This window comes from Mesorhizobium sp. M1348, assembly GCF_040317925.1.
Classification (GTDB): Bacteria; Pseudomonadota; Alphaproteobacteria; order Rhizobiales; family Rhizobiaceae; genus Mesorhizobium.
Window position 1 is genome coordinate 166,856 of record NZ_JAMYLH010000010.1, and the last position, 17,031, is coordinate 183,886.

Here is a 17,031-nt window from a genome sequence, read left to right on the forward strand (position 1 = left end):
GTTTCGTAACCGGCAGCCGCTTGCGGGTAAGGTCCTGATAGGCGAAACTGATTGGAACCGGGAGGGTTTGCCACCTCGCCTCCGAGGTTGGCCGCCGACAGAGTGCTCCGAAATGGACCGCAAGCTCGCCGCCATCCTTGCTGCTGACGTTGTCGGATACTCTGCCATGATGGAGCGCGACGAGGCGGGTACGCATGAACGGGTGCGCGCCGATCATAAGGAACTTTTCGAGCCGACAGTAGCGCGTCATCATGGCACTATCTTCAAGCTGATGGGCGACGGCCTGCTGGCGGAGTTTTCTTCTGTCGTCGAGGCGATGGAATGCGCGGTTTCGTTGCAACGTGGGCTGGCCGAGCGAAACGCCTCTTTGCCGAAAGACCAGCGCGTCGAAGTGCGCATCGGCGTCAATCTTGGCGAGGTGATTGTCGAGGGTGACGATCGGTTTGGCGAGGGCGTAAATATCGCGGCGCGACTAGAACAACTTGCCGAGCCTGGCGGCATCTGGGTGTCTGCAAAGGTCGCGCGCGAGGTTGAGAAGAAGCTGGCTTTCGGCTTTCAGTCGATGGGCCTGCAGAGGGTCAAGAACATCGCGGAGCCGGTGGAGGCATACCGTGTCACGATCGGCGGCAAGGCCAAGCCCAGGCGGGCGAGCCGCAGCCGGTCGCGGCTGCCAGTCGTGGCGAGCTTCCTGGTGCTGGTCTTAGCAGTCACAGCGGTCCTGGCGTGGTGGCAGTTCTATGGAACAAAGCGTGATATGGGCCAGGGTGGTATCCCGACCGTCGCGGTTCTGCCGTTCAAGAACATGAGCGGCGACCCGAAGCTGGAATATTTCAGCGACGGCATGACAGACAATTTGATCTCGATGCTGGCAGGCGTCACCGAACTTAAGGTGCTCTCGCGTAGCTCTACCTTTGTCTACAAGGACAAGCCAACCGATGTCCGCCGGATCGGCCAAGAATTGAACGCGGCCTACGTGATCGAGGGCAGTATCTGGAAGGAGACGGACCGGGTGCGCATCACCGCACAGCTGATCGACGCGCGCACGGGCGAAAACCTCTGGGCGGAAAAGTTCGATCGCTCTGGAAGCAATCCCCTTGTGATTCAGGACGAGGCGATCGAACGCATCATTGGCACGCTTGGTGGCCAGCGCGGAAAAATGTACGACATCGAATACAAGAAGGTCTGGGAAAAGGACACACCGGATCTTGAAGAGTACGACTTCTTCCTTCGATCCAATTTCTTTTTTGGGCAGTTCACGCCCGAGAGCCTGGTGAAGGCGACGGACATAATTCTTGAGGGCCTGGCCAAATTTCCCGACTCGTCGCTGTTATCGTGCGGACTGGCTTGGGATCACGTCTTGGCGGCCAGCCTCGGCTTTGACGAAAAGCCTGACGAACATTGGCGCATGGCGTCCGAACTGGAAGCAAAGGTTCTTCCGCGGGCCAACCTCGGACCCGACGCAAGAAAAAGCTGCTTGTGGTCATCCGTCTACGTCAGCGCTCATGAGGGCAACTTCGATCTGTCTCTGCGTAGGGCCGATGAGGTGATTGCGCTTTCGCCCGGAGACGCGTTTCTCATCGGCGACCTTTCATCAGCAGCCCGCTTCAGCGGCCTGACAGACAAGGCCATTGAGCGAGCAGAATACGGGCTCAGGAACGATCCAAACTTCGCCGATTATTATCTCGTGATGAAGGCAAATGCCCTGACGGATATCGAAAAGTACGCCGAATCTGCTGCACTGATCACGAAGGCGTCAGACTTCCTGATCACCGTTCCGCTGCTACGTGCCATCAACGATGTCCATCTTGGAAAAACTGACGATGCACGCAGTGAAGTCCTCAAGGCGCTTGCCATGCAGCCGTGGCTTAAGGCCACGCGGTGGCGCGATATGACGTTCCATATCAATCCTGCAGTGATTGATCGACAGGTAGCCGACCTCGTCGCTGCGGGATTGCCAACGAAGTAGTTTCGGTTGGAGGCCGGAGTACAGGCGTGCAGTATCCTTCCCCGCATCGTTAGTTGCTTTCAGGATGCACCGATTTGAATGTCCAGCTTTGGACCCTCCGCTGTTGAAAAGCTGCCAGTCCGCATCCGGCCCCGAAACGGTCATTCTGGATGCCATTTTGCGTGAAGCGGTCCGCGCGGCGCGGGGTTGCGCAAGAAGCATGGTTCAGTCGAAGAAGCCCGCATCCTCTTCCCCGAGATACTTCCTGGCTGCTTCGGCGTCGATATCGAGGCCCAGCCCCGGCGCTTCCAGCAGGTCCACCATGCTGTCCTTCACGATCTGCGACGGCAGGCCGATTACGAGGTCCTCCCACCAGGGGTCGGAGGCGCTCGGGTATTCGAACGCGATGTAGTTGGCGGGCAGGGTGGCGCAGACATTGATCAGCGCGCCGAGGCCGAGAAGGCCGTTCGCGGTGCCGTGCGGTGCCATCAGGATCGAGTGCATATAGGCGTGCTCGGCGACCCATTTGAGCTCGGCAATGCCGCCAATATCGGCCGGATCGGGCCCGATGACGCGCACCGCCTGCGTTTCGATCAGCTCCTTGAAATTGTGCCGCAGGTAGATCTGCTCGCCGGTATGGATTGGCGTCGAGGTGGAGGTGGTCAGCTCCCGATAGGCCTGCGGATTGACCCACGGCACATAGTCGCCGGTCAGCATATCCTCGAGCCACATCAAATTGTACTTCTCGACCGCGCGAGCGAACTTGATCGCATCGGGCAGCATCCAGCCCGGGCCGCAGTCGAGCGCCAGGCTGACCTTGTCGCCCAGCACTTCCTTCATCGCGATCACGCAGTCGAGCATGTGGTTGAAACCGCGCTCGCTGATCACGCCCTGATCCATGGCACCGTGATAGCCAGCCTTTGTCTGCGTCACACCGTAATGGAAGCCCTCGATAGTGTCCTTCATGTTGGAGTGGAACGAGATTCCTTGCTTGATCATGAAGAAGTTCTGCGGCTGCTCCATCATCCATTTCACGTCAGCGGCGTAATCCTCCGGCCGGTCGCCCGTGCGTTTCTGGCGGATCGAGCCGTTATAGACGCGCACCTTGTCGCGCACCTTGCCGCCGAGCAGTTTGTAGGCCGGCACGCCTGCGGCCTTGCCGGCTATGTCCCACAGCGCATGCTCGATAGCGCTTACCGCCGCGCCATAGGGCTTGAAAGAGCCGCGTTGGCGGATCTTCAGCATCACCCGCTCGACGTCGGTAGGGTCCTCGCCGATCAGCGCCTCGCGGAAATGCAGCACCCAAGGCTTGAGATAGGTCTTGGTGAACTCGACTTCGCCAAGGCCATAGAGGCCCTCGTCGGTAACGATGCGGACGATGGGATGTTTGCCGATGACGGCGCAGCGGAGGTCGGTGATCTTCATCTTCGGTTCTTTTCGCCTCAGCTCCAGGTGCGGTCCCAGGAATACTCGTTGTCCCAGTGATCCGTGGGCTGCCAGATGCCGGTGACACCCGGCTGCAGATGCTGCGAGATCACCTCGTCGACGACGTCGTCGATCCCCAGGCCAGGTTTGTCCGGAACAGTGATAAAGCCGTCCTTCACGAGCGGCTTGGGAACGCCGGTGACGATATCGTCCCACCAGTCGACATCGGCAGAGTGGTATTCGAGCGCCATGAAGTTTTCGGTCGCGGTCGCGACATGTGCCGCGGCCATTGCGGCGATTGGACTTTCGGCCATATGGATGGCCATTGCGACGCCGTGGTCCTGCGCCATGTCGCCGATCTTCTTGGTCTCGAGGATGCCCCCGCTGGTGAGCAGGTCCGGGTGGATAATGGAGAGGCCGCCGCTTTTGAGCAGGGGCTCGAAGCCCTCCGTAAGGTAGATATCCTCGCCGGTGCAGATCGGCACCGTGGTGGCGGCCTGCAGTTGCCGGTACTGCTCGGTGTACTGCCATGGGATCACATCCTCGAGCCAGGCCGGCACGTATTTCTCAATCCGCCTGGCGAGGCGAATACCGTTCTGCAGCGAGATGTGGCCGACATGGTCAATGGCGAGCGGAATATCCATGCCGATAACATCGCGAACCTCGGCAATATACTGCTCAAGCAGGTCGAGGCCCTTGTCGGAAAAATGGAGGCCGGTAAACGGGTGGGCAATGTTGTGCAAATCGTACGCGGCGTTGCGGGCGCGTCGCTCTTCAAGGGTTTTGACCGGGCCGCGGCCGGGATGGACGCGGTACCCTTCAAGTGAACCGGCAGGGGAGACGACCGCACCGGGTACATCCGCGATCTGCATCAGCCCCAGATCCATCTTGAGGAAGGTGAAGCCGAGCTCCATGCGCTGCTTGAGGCGCTTGCCTGTCTCGGTGCCGCTCGGCACGGTAGCGTCGGTGTCGCAATAGACGCGCACCTTCTCCCGAAACCGGCCGCCGAGCATCTGGTAGATGGGCACGCCATAGGCCTTGCCGGCGAGATCCCACAACGCGATCTCGACCGCCGAGACGCCGCCGCCTTGCCGGCCGTGGCCACCGAACTGCTTGATCCGGCGAAACAGGCGGTCGATGTCGCAAGGGTTCTCGCCAAGCAGCCGGCTCTTCAGCATCAGCGCGTAGGTGGCACTGGCGCCGTCGCGCACCTCGCCAAGCCCGACGATGCCCTGGTTGGTGTAAATCTTGAGCAGGGTCGAGGTGAACGGCGCGCCGACGATTTCGGCTACCCGCATGTCGGTGATGCGAAGCTGGGATGGCTTGGAGTTCGCGTTCACCCGATTGAGCGCTTCGTCGGCGCCATCTGTCTTTGCCATGACTTATCCTCGTTTCGGCTTGTCGCCCCGCACCCTGGGCCGGCACAGAGTGTTGCTAGCCCAGCTCAATCTCGTGGGCCTGCAGGTAGTCGCGATCCATCTCAATGCCGAGACCAGGCTTCGACGTCAGCTTGAGGCTGCCGTTCGAAATGTCGAGTGGTCTGTCGATCAGGTGATCGTATTTGCCGAGGTTCCACTCCGATGTTTCGAGTTTGTAGAAGTTGGGAACGGTCATCATCACCTGCGCTCCCGCAACCACGTTGATCGGTCCCGCGGCGTCATGCGGCGAGACCGGGACGTAGTAGGCTTCGCACAGCGCAGAAATCTTCTTGAGTTCGGTAATGCCGCCGGTCCAGGTAACGTCGGGCATGATGTAGTCGGCGAGCTTGTTCTCGAGTACCGGCACGAAATCCCATTTCGTGTGGCCGCGCTCGCCCCACGAGATGGCGGTATTGACCTTCTCACGCACCTGCTTGAGGGCGTTAAGGCTCTCGGGCGGGCAGGGCTCCTCAAACCAGTCGATCTGGCCGGCCTCCTCGAGGCTCCGACAGAGGCGAATGGCGGTGGGAACGTCGAAGCGGCCATGCGCATCGATGAGAATGTCGACATCGGGTCCTGCCGTTTCGCGGATCAGAGCCGTGAGTTCGGCGGCTTCGCGCTCGTCCTTGCGGGTCATGCTGCCATCGAGGTAGCCGTCCCGCTGTTCGCGGGGCAGGCCATCGGCGCTGCGGCCCTGGTGGGGGTAAGGATCGAACTTGAGCGCAGTGTGTCCGGACTCGACAATGTCTAGAATTTCGCGGACCACAGCCTCTTTGCTGGTGAATTTGGCCTGGTTGGGATGGGTGTAGAGCGCGATTTCATCGCGTACTGGTCCGCCCAGCAGCTCGTAAATCGGCTTGCCGAGGACTTTGCCCCTGATGTCCCAGAGGGCTATGTCGATGGCGCTCACGCATTCGACCGCGGCGCCGCGGCTTCCCATGTAGGTGAAGCTGCGGAAGATCTTGTGCCAGAGATGCTCGATACGCGCCGGATCCTCGCCTGTCACGGCGACGCCGATCTGCCGCAGGATCGTGCAGAGAGCGCGGTTGGCGAGCCTTGTCGTGGTGGTGATCTCTCCCCAGCCACTCACTCCCTCGTCGGTCGTCACTTCGACGAACAGGAACTCTCCCCAGTAAGAAGCATCGGACTTGAACAGCCACGGCCGAATGCTCGTGATTTTCATCTCAACTACCTTTGCCTGAAAATGGTCAGCTAACGATGTTCTGGACTGGATATTCTATCCGGCCCGAGCGGCGTTGCGCGCTCGCATCTGTTCCAGAATATGCCTGCCCGAACCCTCGACATGGCGGGAAACGAGTTCGGCCGCCTTGTCGGCCTCTCCCGCCTTCACAAGCGCGATGAGTTCGCGGTGCTCGCGCATGATCGCGGCACGTCGCGCCAGCGTGAAATTGAAACGCCGGCTCACGGCTCGCAGCACTTCGCGATGCTTCCACCAAAGCTCGGCGGCGTGGCGGTTATAGTGCCGCTGGTACATCACCGTGTGGAAAGCGGTATCCAGCTCACTGTGCCTGAATGTGTCGGCGAAGTTGTTCTCTTCGATCAGGCCCTGGAGACGTTCGAGTTCGGCAATGTCCTCGCCGGTAGCCATATTCACAAACCATCGTGTCAGGGCTGGCTCGATCAGAACACCGATCTCGTAGATATCCCGGACAAAATCCTGATCAATGGGTCGGACGCGCGCCCCGCGGTTGGCGACAAAGGTGACAAAGCCTTCGCCGCGCAACAGCTGCAGGGCCTCGCGCACAGGATTGGTCGAAGTGCCGTGACGCCGGGCGAGATCGGTGACCACAAGCCGTTCGTTGGCGGCGAGCCGTCCTTCGATGATGTCTTCCCTGATCAATTCATAAAGCGAGGCGCCCTCGCTGGAGGCCCCGATGGGATCGGTCCCCACCGGTGGCATCGCTTTGAAGTCGCTTATTTCGGCCAAGGTCGGCTCCCCAATTTAATACATACCTTGCCCGATATCACACACGGCTTTCGCAAACAATGTACGATCTGGCGCGTTGACAGGCAATCCATGATCTGAAAACGTACCAAGCGATCGAGAGGATACACTGAGCTGAAAGAAGCATCCTCGCGATCGAAACGAGCAAGGACCGCTTTGCTTTGGCGCAGGGCGGCATGGGAGAACCAGGGAGGATACCTATGACGAGAATTGCGCTCGGCAGTGCCGTCCTGCGCGGCACTGTCGCCACTGCTTTGATGGCATCCCTGACGTCTACATCGGCGCTGGGTGCACCGCCGGTTGACCTGAGCAAGTGGTCGCCGGAATATGTACGCTCGATTGCGGGCACACAGGATTTTGACACGGCGGCCGATTGCGCCAAAGTCACCCCGCTCGACTACAAGGGGCGACTGACTTTCTGGTATCAGGGCGTGTTCGAGGGCGACCCCGACCTCCTGCGCCAGTACTACAAGGAATTCTTCGAGACCTTCCGCAAGACATATCCGAACATCCAGCTCGAGGAACAAGCCCTCACCTATAACGACCTTCTCGACAAGTTCCGCACCGCGCTCCTGGGCAATGCCGCGCCTATGGCGGTCCGCCTGCAAATCCTGGGTGGTACCGAATTCGCCTCAAAGGGCTATCTGCAGCCGCTCAAGCCAGAGGACGTGGGGTATTCGACCGAGGATTTCTGGCCCGGCGCCATGAAGGCAGTGACCTGGGAGGGCGTGACCTACGGCATTCCGACCAACAACGAGACGATGGCGTTCATCTGGAACGCCGACATCTTCAAGCGTGCGGGCCTCGATCCGGACAAGGCTCCGGCAACCTGGGAAGACGTCGTCAAATATTCCAAGCAGATCCACGACAAGCTCGGCATTGCCGGCTACGGTCTCGTGGCTCGCAAGAATGCCGGCAATACGCCGTACCGCTTCATGCCACAGCTATGGGCCTATGGCGGCGGCGTCTTCGACGAAGCCACGGCAAACCCGACCTATGAGCAGGTCCAGCTCGATAGTCCGCAGAGCAAGGCAGCGCTGCAAGCCTCCTACGACATGTATGTTCGCGACAAGTCGGTTCCGGTTTCGGCACTCACCAACCAGCAGGCCGATAACCAGCCCCTGTTCGTAGCCGGCCAACTCGGCATGATGATCTCGCACCCGTCCGATTACAACGTCATGCTCGACCTGCAGAAAAAGGCGACGGGCACCGACAAGGACAAGGCGCAGACTGTCATCGACAACATGCGCTACGGCCTGATCCCGACTGGTCCCGACGGCAAGCGCGCCGTCGTGTTCGGCGGCTCGAACATTCACATCCTGAAGCCCGAATATGTCGAGGGCGGCAAGGTAGACGAGCCGGCTGCGAAAGCTATCATCTGCATGTGGACGAGCCCTGAATGGTCGCTGAAGATGGCCTACGCCGGATCAAACCCGGGCAACCTCAACGGCTTCAAGACCAAGTGGATGAAGGAACGTCTGGACAACATCAAGTTCCTCGACGTCACCACCTCGATGCTGCCATACGGCATCCCGTTCCCAGCGCTGCCGCAGGCCCCCGAGATCATGAACATCATCATCCCGGACATGCTGCAGAATGCCCTGACCGGAGCGATGACCGTCGACGAGGCAGCGGACGACGCGGCCAAGAAGGTAAAAGACGTGATGGGCGGACTCTAGTCCAGGCCTGACCTACGACCTGACCGGCTGCGCCGCTGGCGCAGCCGCCTCGTTCCGAAGAATAAGGGCACGCCACAAGTGACGATCGTGACCGGCAAGGCCGAGGCTCGCCGAAAATTGCAACCTGGCAGGTCCGGCGCGCTGCGGAAGATCTGGGCGCATCGCGCGGACTACGCGTACGTGCTCCCAGCGATCGCCGTGATGCTCATCGTCATCGCCTATCCGATCTACTACACGATCGAGCTGTCGTTCTTTAAGACACCGCCTGGTCTGCAGCTCCGTGACAAGAGCTTCATCGGCTTTGACAACTACACGACCATCCTCACCAGTCAGGTGTTCTGGAAAGTCACCTGGAACACACTGATCTGGACACTGGGGTCAACTTTCATCTCCTTTGTCCTGGGGTTTGCCACAGCGCTGGCGCTCCACCGCGACTTCATCGGCCGTGGTGTCTTGCGCGCTATCCTGATCATCCCTTGGGTCATCAGCGCAGTCGCCGCCTCCTATATCTGGAAGTGGATCTACCATTCGGACTTCGGGATCATCGGCGCGGTGCTGGTGGGCCTCGGAATGGCCGACCAGCCGCCGAATTTCATCGACAATGTCAGCACGGTGCTGCCCTCCCTGATCGTCGTCAATATCTGGCGCGAGTTTCCGTTTGCCATGATCATGATGATGGCCGGCCTGCAGACAGTCCCCGACCAATTGCTGCGCGCCGCAAAAGTCGACGGTGCCAATGCATGGCAGCGCTTCTGGCACGTCACCTTCCCGCACTTGCGCAACGTTTCGGTGGTGACGATGCTGCTGCTCGCGGTGGCCAACTTCAATTCCTTCATCATCCCCTGGATCATGACCGGCGGTGGGCCGTCGAACGCATCGCACATCTGGATAACCCACATTTATGAGCTCGCCTTCGGACGGCAGCGCTGGGGCGTGGCATCGGCCTATTCGGTGCTCCTGTTCCTCACACTGATGACGCTGGGCTACTTCTACGTCCGTGCGTTAAGCGGCAACGAGCGGAAAGAGGGGAGCGCATGAGCACGATTGCCGAGACAGCACCTCGAGCCCAGACCCGTCGCCGCATGCGCGTCGACGGATGGCGGTGGGCCGGGCGCATATTCCTCGTGTTCATGCTGCTTTATACTGCGTTGCCGATGATCTGGATGCTGATCACCTCGATCAAGTCCGGGTTCGCGGCGACGCAATTCCCGCCGCAATGGTGGCCGGACGAGCCTACCCTCGCCAGCTACCAGAAACTGCTCGATCCGCAGAACAGCGTCGGCCAGGACTTCCTCCGCTTCTTCTGGAACAGCCTTTTCGTGTCGACCGTCACGACAATCCTTTCGGTGATCGTGGCTGTCCCTGCGGCCTACGCGTTTTCGCGCTTCAGTTTCCCCGGCCGGAATTTCCTGTTCTTTGCCGTGCTGCTGCGCAATATGTTCCCGGCGGTGATCTTTCTCGTACCGCTCTTCATCCTGATGCGCGCCATCGGTCTGATAAACACGCATGGCTCGCTGATCCTCACCTATCTCACCTTCGGCCTGCCGCTGGCGATCTGGCTGCTCAAGGGCTTTTACGACAACATCCCGGTGCAGCTTGAGCAGGCGGCGCGCATCGATGGCGCAACACGGTTCCAGGCCTTCATCATGATCGTGATGCCGCTCTCGACGCCGGGGATCATCGCCACCGCAATCTATTCCTTCATCGGCGCCTGGAACGAATACATCTACGCCTACACCTTCCTCTCCAAGAACGAGCAGCTGACCCTGCCGGTTGGCATCCAGCGCTTCTTCTCGGAAAATACGACGGACTTTCCGGGCCTGATGGCGGCCAGCTTCATGATGAGCGTGCCCGTCGTGGTGCTGTTCCTGGTCCTGCAACGATACTTTGTACGCGCCCTTACAGAAGGCGCGGTCAAGCACTAGGGAGTTGCCGATGGCCCACGTGGTCCTCCAAGATCTCGTCAAGAGCTATGGCAGCTTCAAAGCTGTCAACCACGTCTCGCTGACGGTCAATGACGGCGAGTTCGTTGCGCTCGTCGGCCCTTCAGGCTGCGGCAAGACAACCACGCTCAATCTCGTCGCCGGGCTGACCCCGATCACATCGGGCGACATCATCATCGGGGAGCGGGTGGTCAACGACCTCGACCCCAAGGACCGGGACATCGCAATGGTGTTCCAGAACTACGCGCTCTACCCGCAGAAATCGGTCTACAAGAATCTGGCGTTCCCGCTTCAGATGCGCAAACTCCCCAGGGACGAGATCGACAAGAAGGTCAAGGAAGCGGCGCGAGTGCTCGACATGACGCACCTGCTCGAGCGCAAGCCGCGCGAACTTTCGGGCGGGCAGCAGCAGCGTGTGGCCCTTGGCCGTGCCCTCGTTCGCGACCCGGCCGTGTTCCTCATGGACGAGCCACTGTCTAACCTCGATGCCAAACTGCGCGTGCAGATGCGGTCGGAGATCAAGCGCTTCCACCAGGACCTCAAGGCGACGATCATCTATGTGACGCACGACCAGCTCGAAGCCGTGACCATGGCTGACAAGATGGCGGTGATGAATGGCGGCTACCTGCAGCAATACGATTCACCGGCGCAGGTCTTTGCCCATCCGGTGAACATGTTCGTCGCCAGCTTCATCGGCAGCCCGGCGATGAGCCTTATTCCGCTGGAGGCCTCGACGGCAAACGGCAACACGGTGTTGACCGGCGCGGAGGGCTGGCGCCTTGAGCTCTCGCCGCGCAATGCCCAGAAGGTGGCGAAAGCAACGACCAGGAAAGTCGTGCTCGGCGCACGTCACTCGACGATCAAGCTCCACAAGAGTGCGGTGCCAGGCAGCGTCCCGGCCAAGGCCTATACGGTGGAGCCGACCGGAGACGTCACCTTCGTGCAGGCGTTCCTGTCCGGCGCCATCGTCAACGTCAGCGTGCCGCCAAACATTGCCGTCGCGCCCGACGAGCAGATCTGGCTCGAGTTCGACCAGGAGCGGATGCATCTGTTCGACGGCGAAACTGAAATGGCCCTCAAGGCCAACTGAGATAGGGCGAATGCGCATGAAACGTGGGCGCGGATGACTGAGAAGCTTAAGATCACCGCGATCAAGCCCTATCCGGTGTGGGTAGGAACGCGCAACCAGATGCTCGTCAAGGTCGAGACCGACCAGGGCATCTTCGGCTGGGGCGAGAGCGGCTTGAGCGGTCGCGAGAGGGCCGTGGCCGGCGCGGTCGAGCACTATCGCGAGTTTCTCATCGGCCGCGACCCGATGCAGATCGGGCGGATCTGGCAGGAGGTTTACCGCAGCCAGTACTTCGAAGGCGGGCGAGTCCTTCAGGCGGCAATTTCCGCCATCGACATCGCCCTTCACGACATCAAGGGCAAGGCACTGGGGGTGCCGGTCTATGAGCTGCTAGGCGGCAAGCAGCGCGACCGCGTCCCCACCTTTGCCTCGACCGGCGACGAGGCCGAGGGCGATGTTGCCATCGAACGGGCCCGCGAACTACGCGCACAGGGGTGGCAGGCGATCCGCTTCTTCCCCTTCGGGCAAAACAGCAAGGACATCTTCGAGCCGCGCGAGTCCATCGGCGCTACCGCGGGTATGCTGAACAAGGCGCGCGAGGCGCTGGGCGGCGACGTGGTCCTCGGCCTCGACTATCATCATCGGCTGTCGGTGGCAGAGGCGGCGAGCTTCTGCAACAAGCTCGGCCGCGGCGTGCTTGATTTCCTCGAGGAGCCGATACGGGCCGAAACGCCGGAGGCCTACGAAGCGCTGCGCACGATGACCGAAATCCCCTTTGCCATAGGCGAGGAATTTGCCAGCAAATGGCAGTTCCTGCCCTACATCGAGCGCGGCATCCATCAGTTCAACCGGATCGATGTTTGCAATGTCGGCGGGCTCACCGAGGCGATGAAGGTCGCTGGCTGGAGCGAGGCGCATTATGTGGACCTGATGCCGCACAATCCCCTTGGTCCCGTGTGCACGGCCGCGACCGTGCATCTCGCCGCTGCGGTACCCAACTTTGCGTGGCTCGAGACCAGGGCGCCCGAAATAAAGCTGGGCTTCGACAATTCCGACTTCTTCCCCGTGCAACCACGGCTCGACGGGACCGATTACCCGGTCGGCGATCTGCCGGGGCTCGGCGTCGAGGTCAACGAAGTGGCGGTCCAGGCGCAGAGTTTGCGTTTCTGGGAAGCGCCTCACCTTACGCGCCGCGACGGTTCTGTTACGAACTGGTAGTTCCATTCAATCGGAGTCCACAATGACGCATACGTCCGACATTACGCGGCCGCCTAAAGACCTGATCGACGCGCTAAGGGAGATCGGCGCCGCGACGGTTGCCGGCACGCTTGGCCACATGGGCTTCCGCAATCCGCACATGGTTGGTCCGGTGGCGCAAAACCACGGGAAGTCGATCGTGGGGCCGGCGCTGACGCTGCAGTTCCTGCCGCAGCGGCCGGACCTCTTCACCGAAGGAGAATATGCCGATCCGGAGACGCAACTGCACCGGCACGTGCTCTATCACGCGCAGGAGGGCGATGTGGTCGTGGTCGACGCGCGCGGCGACATGAGCTCGGGCGTCTTCGGCGATATGATGTCGACGTATTTCAAGGGCAGGGGCGGGGCGGGTATCGTCATCGATGGGTGCATGCGCGACCGGCCCAATGTCGAAAAGCTCGATCTGCCCCTATGGCTGCGCGGCTGGACGCCAAATTATCACGTGCAGACCAGCATCTATCCCAATGCCGTCAACGTTCCGATTGCCTGCGGCGGTGTCACGGTGATCCCCGGCGACATCATCGTCGCCGACGACGACGGCGTGGTGGTGCTTCCCGTCGTGATGGCCCCGAAGGTGATCGAAGAATCACAGAAGCATCATGATTGGGAGGAATTCTCACGAGGGAAGCTCATGGAGGGCGGCCCGTTGCAACGCTACTATCCGCTGCATGACGATGCCCGCGGGGAGTACGAGGAGTGGCGCAAAACAAACCGCCTGGAGAACCCGAGTTAGTCAGCAGGCCTTGGCGATCAGTTTTGCCAGGCAATCGGCAGCCTCGGTCCCCGGCACGCCGAGATCTCTGACGCTATCCATGTGGTTGCGGTTCGGGAGCACATGCGACCTTACCAACGATCCCTGCCGCAGCAAGCTTGCTTTGAACCGATCGGCTTGCTGATGGAAGGGTGGCGTCTCATTGGCTCCGACCAGAACCGTCGCCTTGGTTTGAGGATCATGCCGACAGGCGAGCGGCGTGAACATGGCGACTTCCTCGTCGGTTATTCCAATCTCGTTGGCGAGAAAGGAATCCTGGAGCGGTTTCAAATCGTAGAGCCCGCTCAGCAGAAGGGCTGCCCTCACATTCGAGGAGGTATGCGCGCCGTCGAACAGGAACGTTGCAAGATGTGCTCCTGCCGAATGACCACTGACAGTCAGGGCCGCCGGGTTTCCGCCATGAGCGGCGATGTTGGCCAGGATCCACTGCTTGGCGCGGCGCACCTGGTCGACGATCGTCGCCATTCTGACCTTGGGCATCAGAGCATAATCGAGGATGACGGCAATGGCCCCGGCCTGGGTTATCGTCGTCGCCATGTATGAATAGTCGCGCTTGGAGAACATTCTCCAGTAGCCGCCATGGACAAAGATGTGCACCGGAAGCGCCGTTCTTTTGCACGCGGGAAAGAACAGGTCCATCGTCTCGGTCGGATCTGGTCCGTAGGCCACGTCTGCGGCCATCGCAATGGCGGCGCGGGCGGCCTCGCTGCGGTCAACAATGTCCTGCACGATTTGGTCAAAGTCAGCAACGTGGTCGCGGATGCGAAAGGGATCGCCTTGCATTCTTCTTCTGCTCACATGCTGACGGCGAGGTATTTCGCCTCCATGAACTCGGCAATGCCGTGATGCTGCCCTCCCTCGCGGCCAAGCCCACTCTGCTTGACGCCGCCGAAGGGAGCTGCAGGATCGGACATCAGCCCGCGATTGAGAGCGATCATCCCGGCCTCGATCCGGGAGGCCACCCGCATGCCGCGCGCCAGATCGCGCGTGTATATGTAGGCAGCAAGCCCATATTCGGTGTCATTGGCGCGCTCGATGACCTCGGCCTCGGCTTCGAAGCTCGAGATTGGCGCCACCGGCCCGAATATCTCCTCATGCGCCATCTTTGCGTCGCCCGGCACGTCGCGAAGCACCGTCGGAGGATAGAAGAAACCGCGTCCGGACAGCACTGAGCCACCGCACAAGACCCGCGCGCCTCGTGCGACCGCGTCGACGACAAGGCGGTCTATCTTCTCGACCGCCTTCTTCGTGATCATGGGCCCGCATTCCGTGTCCGGGTCGGTGCCGGCGCCGACCTTGAGCGACGACATCCGCTTCTCGAGGCCCTCGGAGAAGGCTTCGTAGATGCCAGATTGCACGTAGAGGCGGTTTGCAGCCGTGCAGGCCTCGCCGGCGTTGCGCATCTTGGCCACCATTGCGCCATCGAGCGCTGCTTCGAGATCGGCGTCGTCGAACACAATGAACGGTGCGTTGCCGCCGAGTTCCATGGAACACGAGACCACATGCCTGGCAGCCTCTGCCAGCAGAGCGCGACCCACACCCGTCGAACCGGTGAAGGAGAGTTTGCGCACCCGCGGATCGGCCAGCATGGCGGCTGTCAAAGGCCCGGGACTGGAGGTTGTCAGGACGTTGACCACCCCCGGCGGAACGCCTGCGTCCTGGTAGAGCGCGGCTAGCGCGTAGGCGGTAAGCGGGGTCTCACTGGCCGGCTTCAGGATCACCGTGCATCCAGCGGCAAGTGCCGGCGCGATCTTGCGCGTCGCCATCGCGGCAGGAAAATTCCAGGGCGTGATCAGGACGCAGATGCCGATTGGTTCGTAGTCGACCACAATGCGATTGGTGCCGGAAGGCGCAGTACCGAATTCACCGGTAATGCGAACGGCCTCCTCGGCATTCCAGCGGAAAAATTCCGCGGCGTAAGCGATCTCGCCTCGGGCATCCCGCAGGGCCTTGCCGTTTTCCAATGCGATGAGAGTAGCCAGTGCCTCCGATCGTTCCGTCATCAACTCAAAGCAGCGTCTGAGGATCTCGGAACGCTTTCGCGGCGACGTTGTCCGCCAGCCATGGGCCGCCTTGGCAGCGGCGTCAACGGCGGCGGCCGCGTCCTCCAAGGTCGCATCGGGTACGGCAGCGATGACGGCTTCCGTCGAAGGATCGATGACCGGAATTACCCTGCCATCCGCGGACTGCCGCCATTGGCCGTCAATATACAGCCCGTGCGAAATCGTGTGGAAGTCGCTGACGCCCTGATCATCCGACAGAACCTGTGAAAACGTGTTCATCTCGATATTCCCGATTGTTTACATGACGCAGCTGGCGAGGTCGCCATCAAAGGCGGCCTGGACCAGGCGTCGCATGGATCCCAAATCGAATGGCCGCGGATTGTTCTTGATGAGGCGCTCGATACCGATCGCTTGTTCCGCCGTCCAATCGAGCTTGTCGGCAGGCAGCCCTAGCTCGGCCAACGTGGGGATGATCCCGATTGCCCCAAACAGCCGACTGACCTCGCCAATGGTCGCGTCGGCCAACTCTTCGGGCCTCCGGCCTTTTCCATCGAGGCAGAGCGCGCTGGCGATCTCGGCCATCTCGGTCGCTGCGGCGGTTCTGTTGTACTTCATGACGTACGGCAGCATGGTGGCGACACCCATTCCGTGAGGGGTGTGGGTTATCGCGCCAACCGGGTATTGCACTGCGTGCGCTGCCGCCGTACCGGCCGTTCCGAACGCGCAGCCGGCTGCAAGTGCACCCATCATGACGTCGGCCCGGGCGTCCTCGTCAGACGGCTGGCGGTATGCCGTTTCAAGGCTTCGGCCAAGCAGCTTGATCGCCAGCAGGGCGAAATGATCGGTCAAAGCGGTTTTGCCGATAAAGACATGTTTCTGGGGAAGGCCGGGATCGGTCCCACGCCTGACGGCGGTGAAGGCCTCGATTGCATGCGTCAGCGCATCGGCGCCTGCGATCGCTGTCAATGCCGGCGGGCATGTCATCGTCAGTTCAGGATCGCAGATGGCCGCGGCCGCGATCAGGTACGGGCTGGAGATGCCGACCTTCAACGTGCGATCCGGATCCGCGATCACGGCAACCGGGGTGACTTCAGAGCCGGTGCCGGCTGTCGTCGGCACCGCGATCAGCGGCAGTGTCGGGCCGGGCACCTTGAACTCACCGTAGTAATCCTGGAGCTGACCGCCGTGACTGATGAGCAACGCCGCGCATTTGGCCATGTCGAGACAACTGCCGCCGCCAATGCCGATCACCACGTCGGGCGCGAACTGCCGCGCTTCCTCGACGCAGACGGCAACCGTGTCCCGGGGGACGTCGGGTAGCACACGGTCATGCACCAGTACGTCTATCGAGGCGGCTCGCAGCGCCGCGACAATCTCTGCGAACGGGCCCGTTGCGGCAAAACGTTCATCGGTGCAGACGAGCACTCGACGCCCGAGCCTGGCCGCGACAACCGGGATGACGTGGCGTTGGCCTTTCCCGAAAAGAATTTCGCGCGGCAGCCTTATGGCAGCGAAAAGGCTCATGACCTGCATCCTGTGATGATGTCTGGATTG

Annotated in this window: 14 protein-coding genes; 7 read left to right on the top strand and 7 right to left on the bottom strand. The window is 61.0% G+C overall.

Annotated features, from left to right (window positions below):
* Positions 1–112 precede the first annotated feature (112 nt).
* Complete coding sequence (locus tag NKH13_RS18920) at positions 113–1,966, top strand: adenylate/guanylate cyclase domain-containing protein (protein ID WP_352913649.1); 1,854 nt, start codon at positions 113–115, stop codon at positions 1,964–1,966.
* Positions 1,967–2,170: 204 nt separating this feature from the next.
* Here the strand turns inward: NKH13_RS18920 and NKH13_RS18925 are convergent, their stop codons facing one another.
* From NKH13_RS18925 to NKH13_RS18940, 4 genes are read right to left on the bottom strand one after another with little or no spacing between them, the layout of a single operon-like run.
* Positions 2,171–3,370 carry a mandelate racemase/muconate lactonizing enzyme family protein gene (locus NKH13_RS18925; RefSeq protein ID WP_352913652.1) on the bottom strand — a complete coding sequence of 400 codons (1,200 nt, stop codon included), beginning with the start codon at positions 3,368–3,370 and terminating at the stop codon, positions 2,171–2,173.
* Between the two features lie 17 nt (positions 3,371–3,387).
* Positions 3,388–4,749 carry a mandelate racemase/muconate lactonizing enzyme family protein gene (locus tag NKH13_RS18930; protein ID WP_352718866.1) on the bottom strand — a complete coding sequence of 454 codons (1,362 nt, stop codon included), beginning with the start codon at positions 4,747–4,749 and terminating at the stop codon, positions 3,388–3,390.
* 55 nt (positions 4,750–4,804) lie between these two features.
* On the bottom strand, positions 4,805–5,971 hold the full coding sequence (locus NKH13_RS18935; RefSeq protein WP_352718867.1) for a mandelate racemase/muconate lactonizing enzyme family protein: 1,167 nt from the start codon (positions 5,969–5,971) through the stop codon (positions 4,805–4,807).
* Positions 5,972–6,025: 54 nt separating this feature from the next.
* On the bottom strand, positions 6,026–6,736 hold the full coding sequence (locus NKH13_RS18940) for a GntR family transcriptional regulator (RefSeq protein WP_023679253.1): 711 nt from the start codon (positions 6,734–6,736) through the stop codon (positions 6,026–6,028).
* Positions 6,737–6,954: 218 nt separating this feature from the next.
* Between NKH13_RS18940 and NKH13_RS18945 the strand changes: the two genes are divergently transcribed.
* From NKH13_RS18945 to NKH13_RS18970, 6 genes are all read left to right on the top strand, one after another.
* Complete coding sequence (locus NKH13_RS18945; RefSeq protein ID WP_352718868.1) at positions 6,955–8,433, top strand: ABC transporter substrate-binding protein; 1,479 nt, start codon at positions 6,955–6,957, stop codon at positions 8,431–8,433.
* Positions 8,434–8,511: 78 nt separating this feature from the next.
* Positions 8,512–9,471 carry a carbohydrate ABC transporter permease gene (locus NKH13_RS18950; protein ID WP_352718869.1) on the top strand — a complete coding sequence of 320 codons (960 nt, stop codon included), beginning with the start codon at positions 8,512–8,514 and terminating at the stop codon, positions 9,469–9,471.
* The gene (locus tag NKH13_RS18955) at positions 9,468–10,358 is read left to right on the top strand and encodes a carbohydrate ABC transporter permease (protein WP_023679256.1); all 891 of its coding nucleotides are present in this window, start codon (positions 9,468–9,470) and stop codon (positions 10,356–10,358) included. The genes NKH13_RS18950 and NKH13_RS18955 overlap by 4 nt, the downstream gene beginning before the upstream one ends.
* A gap of 10 nt (positions 10,359–10,368) precedes the next feature.
* Complete coding sequence (locus NKH13_RS18960) at positions 10,369–11,466, top strand: ABC transporter ATP-binding protein (RefSeq protein WP_352595570.1); 1,098 nt, start codon at positions 10,369–10,371, stop codon at positions 11,464–11,466.
* Between the two features lie 33 nt (positions 11,467–11,499).
* On the top strand, positions 11,500–12,663 hold the full coding sequence (locus NKH13_RS18965; protein ID WP_352718870.1) for a mandelate racemase/muconate lactonizing enzyme family protein: 1,164 nt from the start codon (positions 11,500–11,502) through the stop codon (positions 12,661–12,663).
* A gap of 22 nt (positions 12,664–12,685) precedes the next feature.
* Positions 12,686–13,435, top strand: coding sequence for a ribonuclease activity regulator RraA (locus tag NKH13_RS18970; RefSeq protein WP_352718871.1), 750 nt, complete (start codon positions 12,686–12,688; stop codon positions 13,433–13,435).
* Here NKH13_RS18970 and NKH13_RS18975 read toward each other — a convergent pair whose 3' ends face one another.
* The 3 genes from NKH13_RS18975 to NKH13_RS18985 are packed head-to-tail and all read right to left on the bottom strand — an operon-like array spanning position 13,436 to position 17,001.
* On the bottom strand, positions 13,436–14,257 hold the full coding sequence (locus NKH13_RS18975) for an alpha/beta hydrolase (RefSeq protein WP_352718872.1): 822 nt from the start codon (positions 14,255–14,257) through the stop codon (positions 13,436–13,438).
* 11 nt (positions 14,258–14,268) lie between these two features.
* Positions 14,269–15,756, bottom strand: a complete 1,488-nt coding sequence (locus NKH13_RS18980) for an NAD-dependent succinate-semialdehyde dehydrogenase (protein ID WP_352718873.1) — start codon at positions 15,754–15,756, stop codon at positions 14,269–14,271.
* 18 nt (positions 15,757–15,774) lie between these two features.
* Entirely contained in the window at positions 15,775–17,001 is a 1,227-nt protein-coding gene (locus NKH13_RS18985) for an iron-containing alcohol dehydrogenase (RefSeq protein ID WP_352718874.1), read from the bottom strand.
* Between the last annotated feature and the right edge of the window lie 30 nt (positions 17,002–17,031).

Coding starts and splice junctions, on each gene's coding strand:
- NKH13_RS18920 (WP_352913649.1), top strand. CDS start 113: ATGGACCGCAAGCTCGCCGCCATCCTTGCTGCTGACGTTGTCGGATAC.
- NKH13_RS18925 (WP_352913652.1), bottom strand. CDS start 3,370: ATGAAGATCACCGACCTCCGCTGCGCCGTCATCGGCAAACATCCCATC.
- NKH13_RS18930 (WP_352718866.1), bottom strand. CDS start 4,749: ATGGCAAAGACAGATGGCGCCGACGAAGCGCTCAATCGGGTGAACGCG.
- NKH13_RS18935 (WP_352718867.1), bottom strand. CDS start 5,971: ATGAAAATCACGAGCATTCGGCCGTGGCTGTTCAAGTCCGATGCTTCT.
- NKH13_RS18945 (WP_352718868.1), top strand. CDS start 6,955: ATGACGAGAATTGCGCTCGGCAGTGCCGTCCTGCGCGGCACTGTCGCC.
- NKH13_RS18955 (WP_023679256.1), top strand. CDS start 9,468: ATGAGCACGATTGCCGAGACAGCACCTCGAGCCCAGACCCGTCGCCGC.
- NKH13_RS18960 (WP_352595570.1), top strand. CDS start 10,369: ATGGCCCACGTGGTCCTCCAAGATCTCGTCAAGAGCTATGGCAGCTTC.
- NKH13_RS18965 (WP_352718870.1), top strand. CDS start 11,500: ATGACTGAGAAGCTTAAGATCACCGCGATCAAGCCCTATCCGGTGTGG.
- NKH13_RS18970 (WP_352718871.1), top strand. CDS start 12,686: ATGACGCATACGTCCGACATTACGCGGCCGCCTAAAGACCTGATCGAC.
- NKH13_RS18975 (WP_352718872.1), bottom strand. CDS start 14,257: ATGCAAGGCGATCCCTTTCGCATCCGCGACCACGTTGCTGACTTTGAC.
- NKH13_RS18980 (WP_352718873.1), bottom strand. CDS start 15,756: ATGAACACGTTTTCACAGGTTCTGTCGGATGATCAGGGCGTCAGCGAC.
- NKH13_RS18985 (WP_352718874.1), bottom strand. CDS start 17,001: ATGAGCCTTTTCGCTGCCATAAGGCTGCCGCGCGAAATTCTTTTCGGG.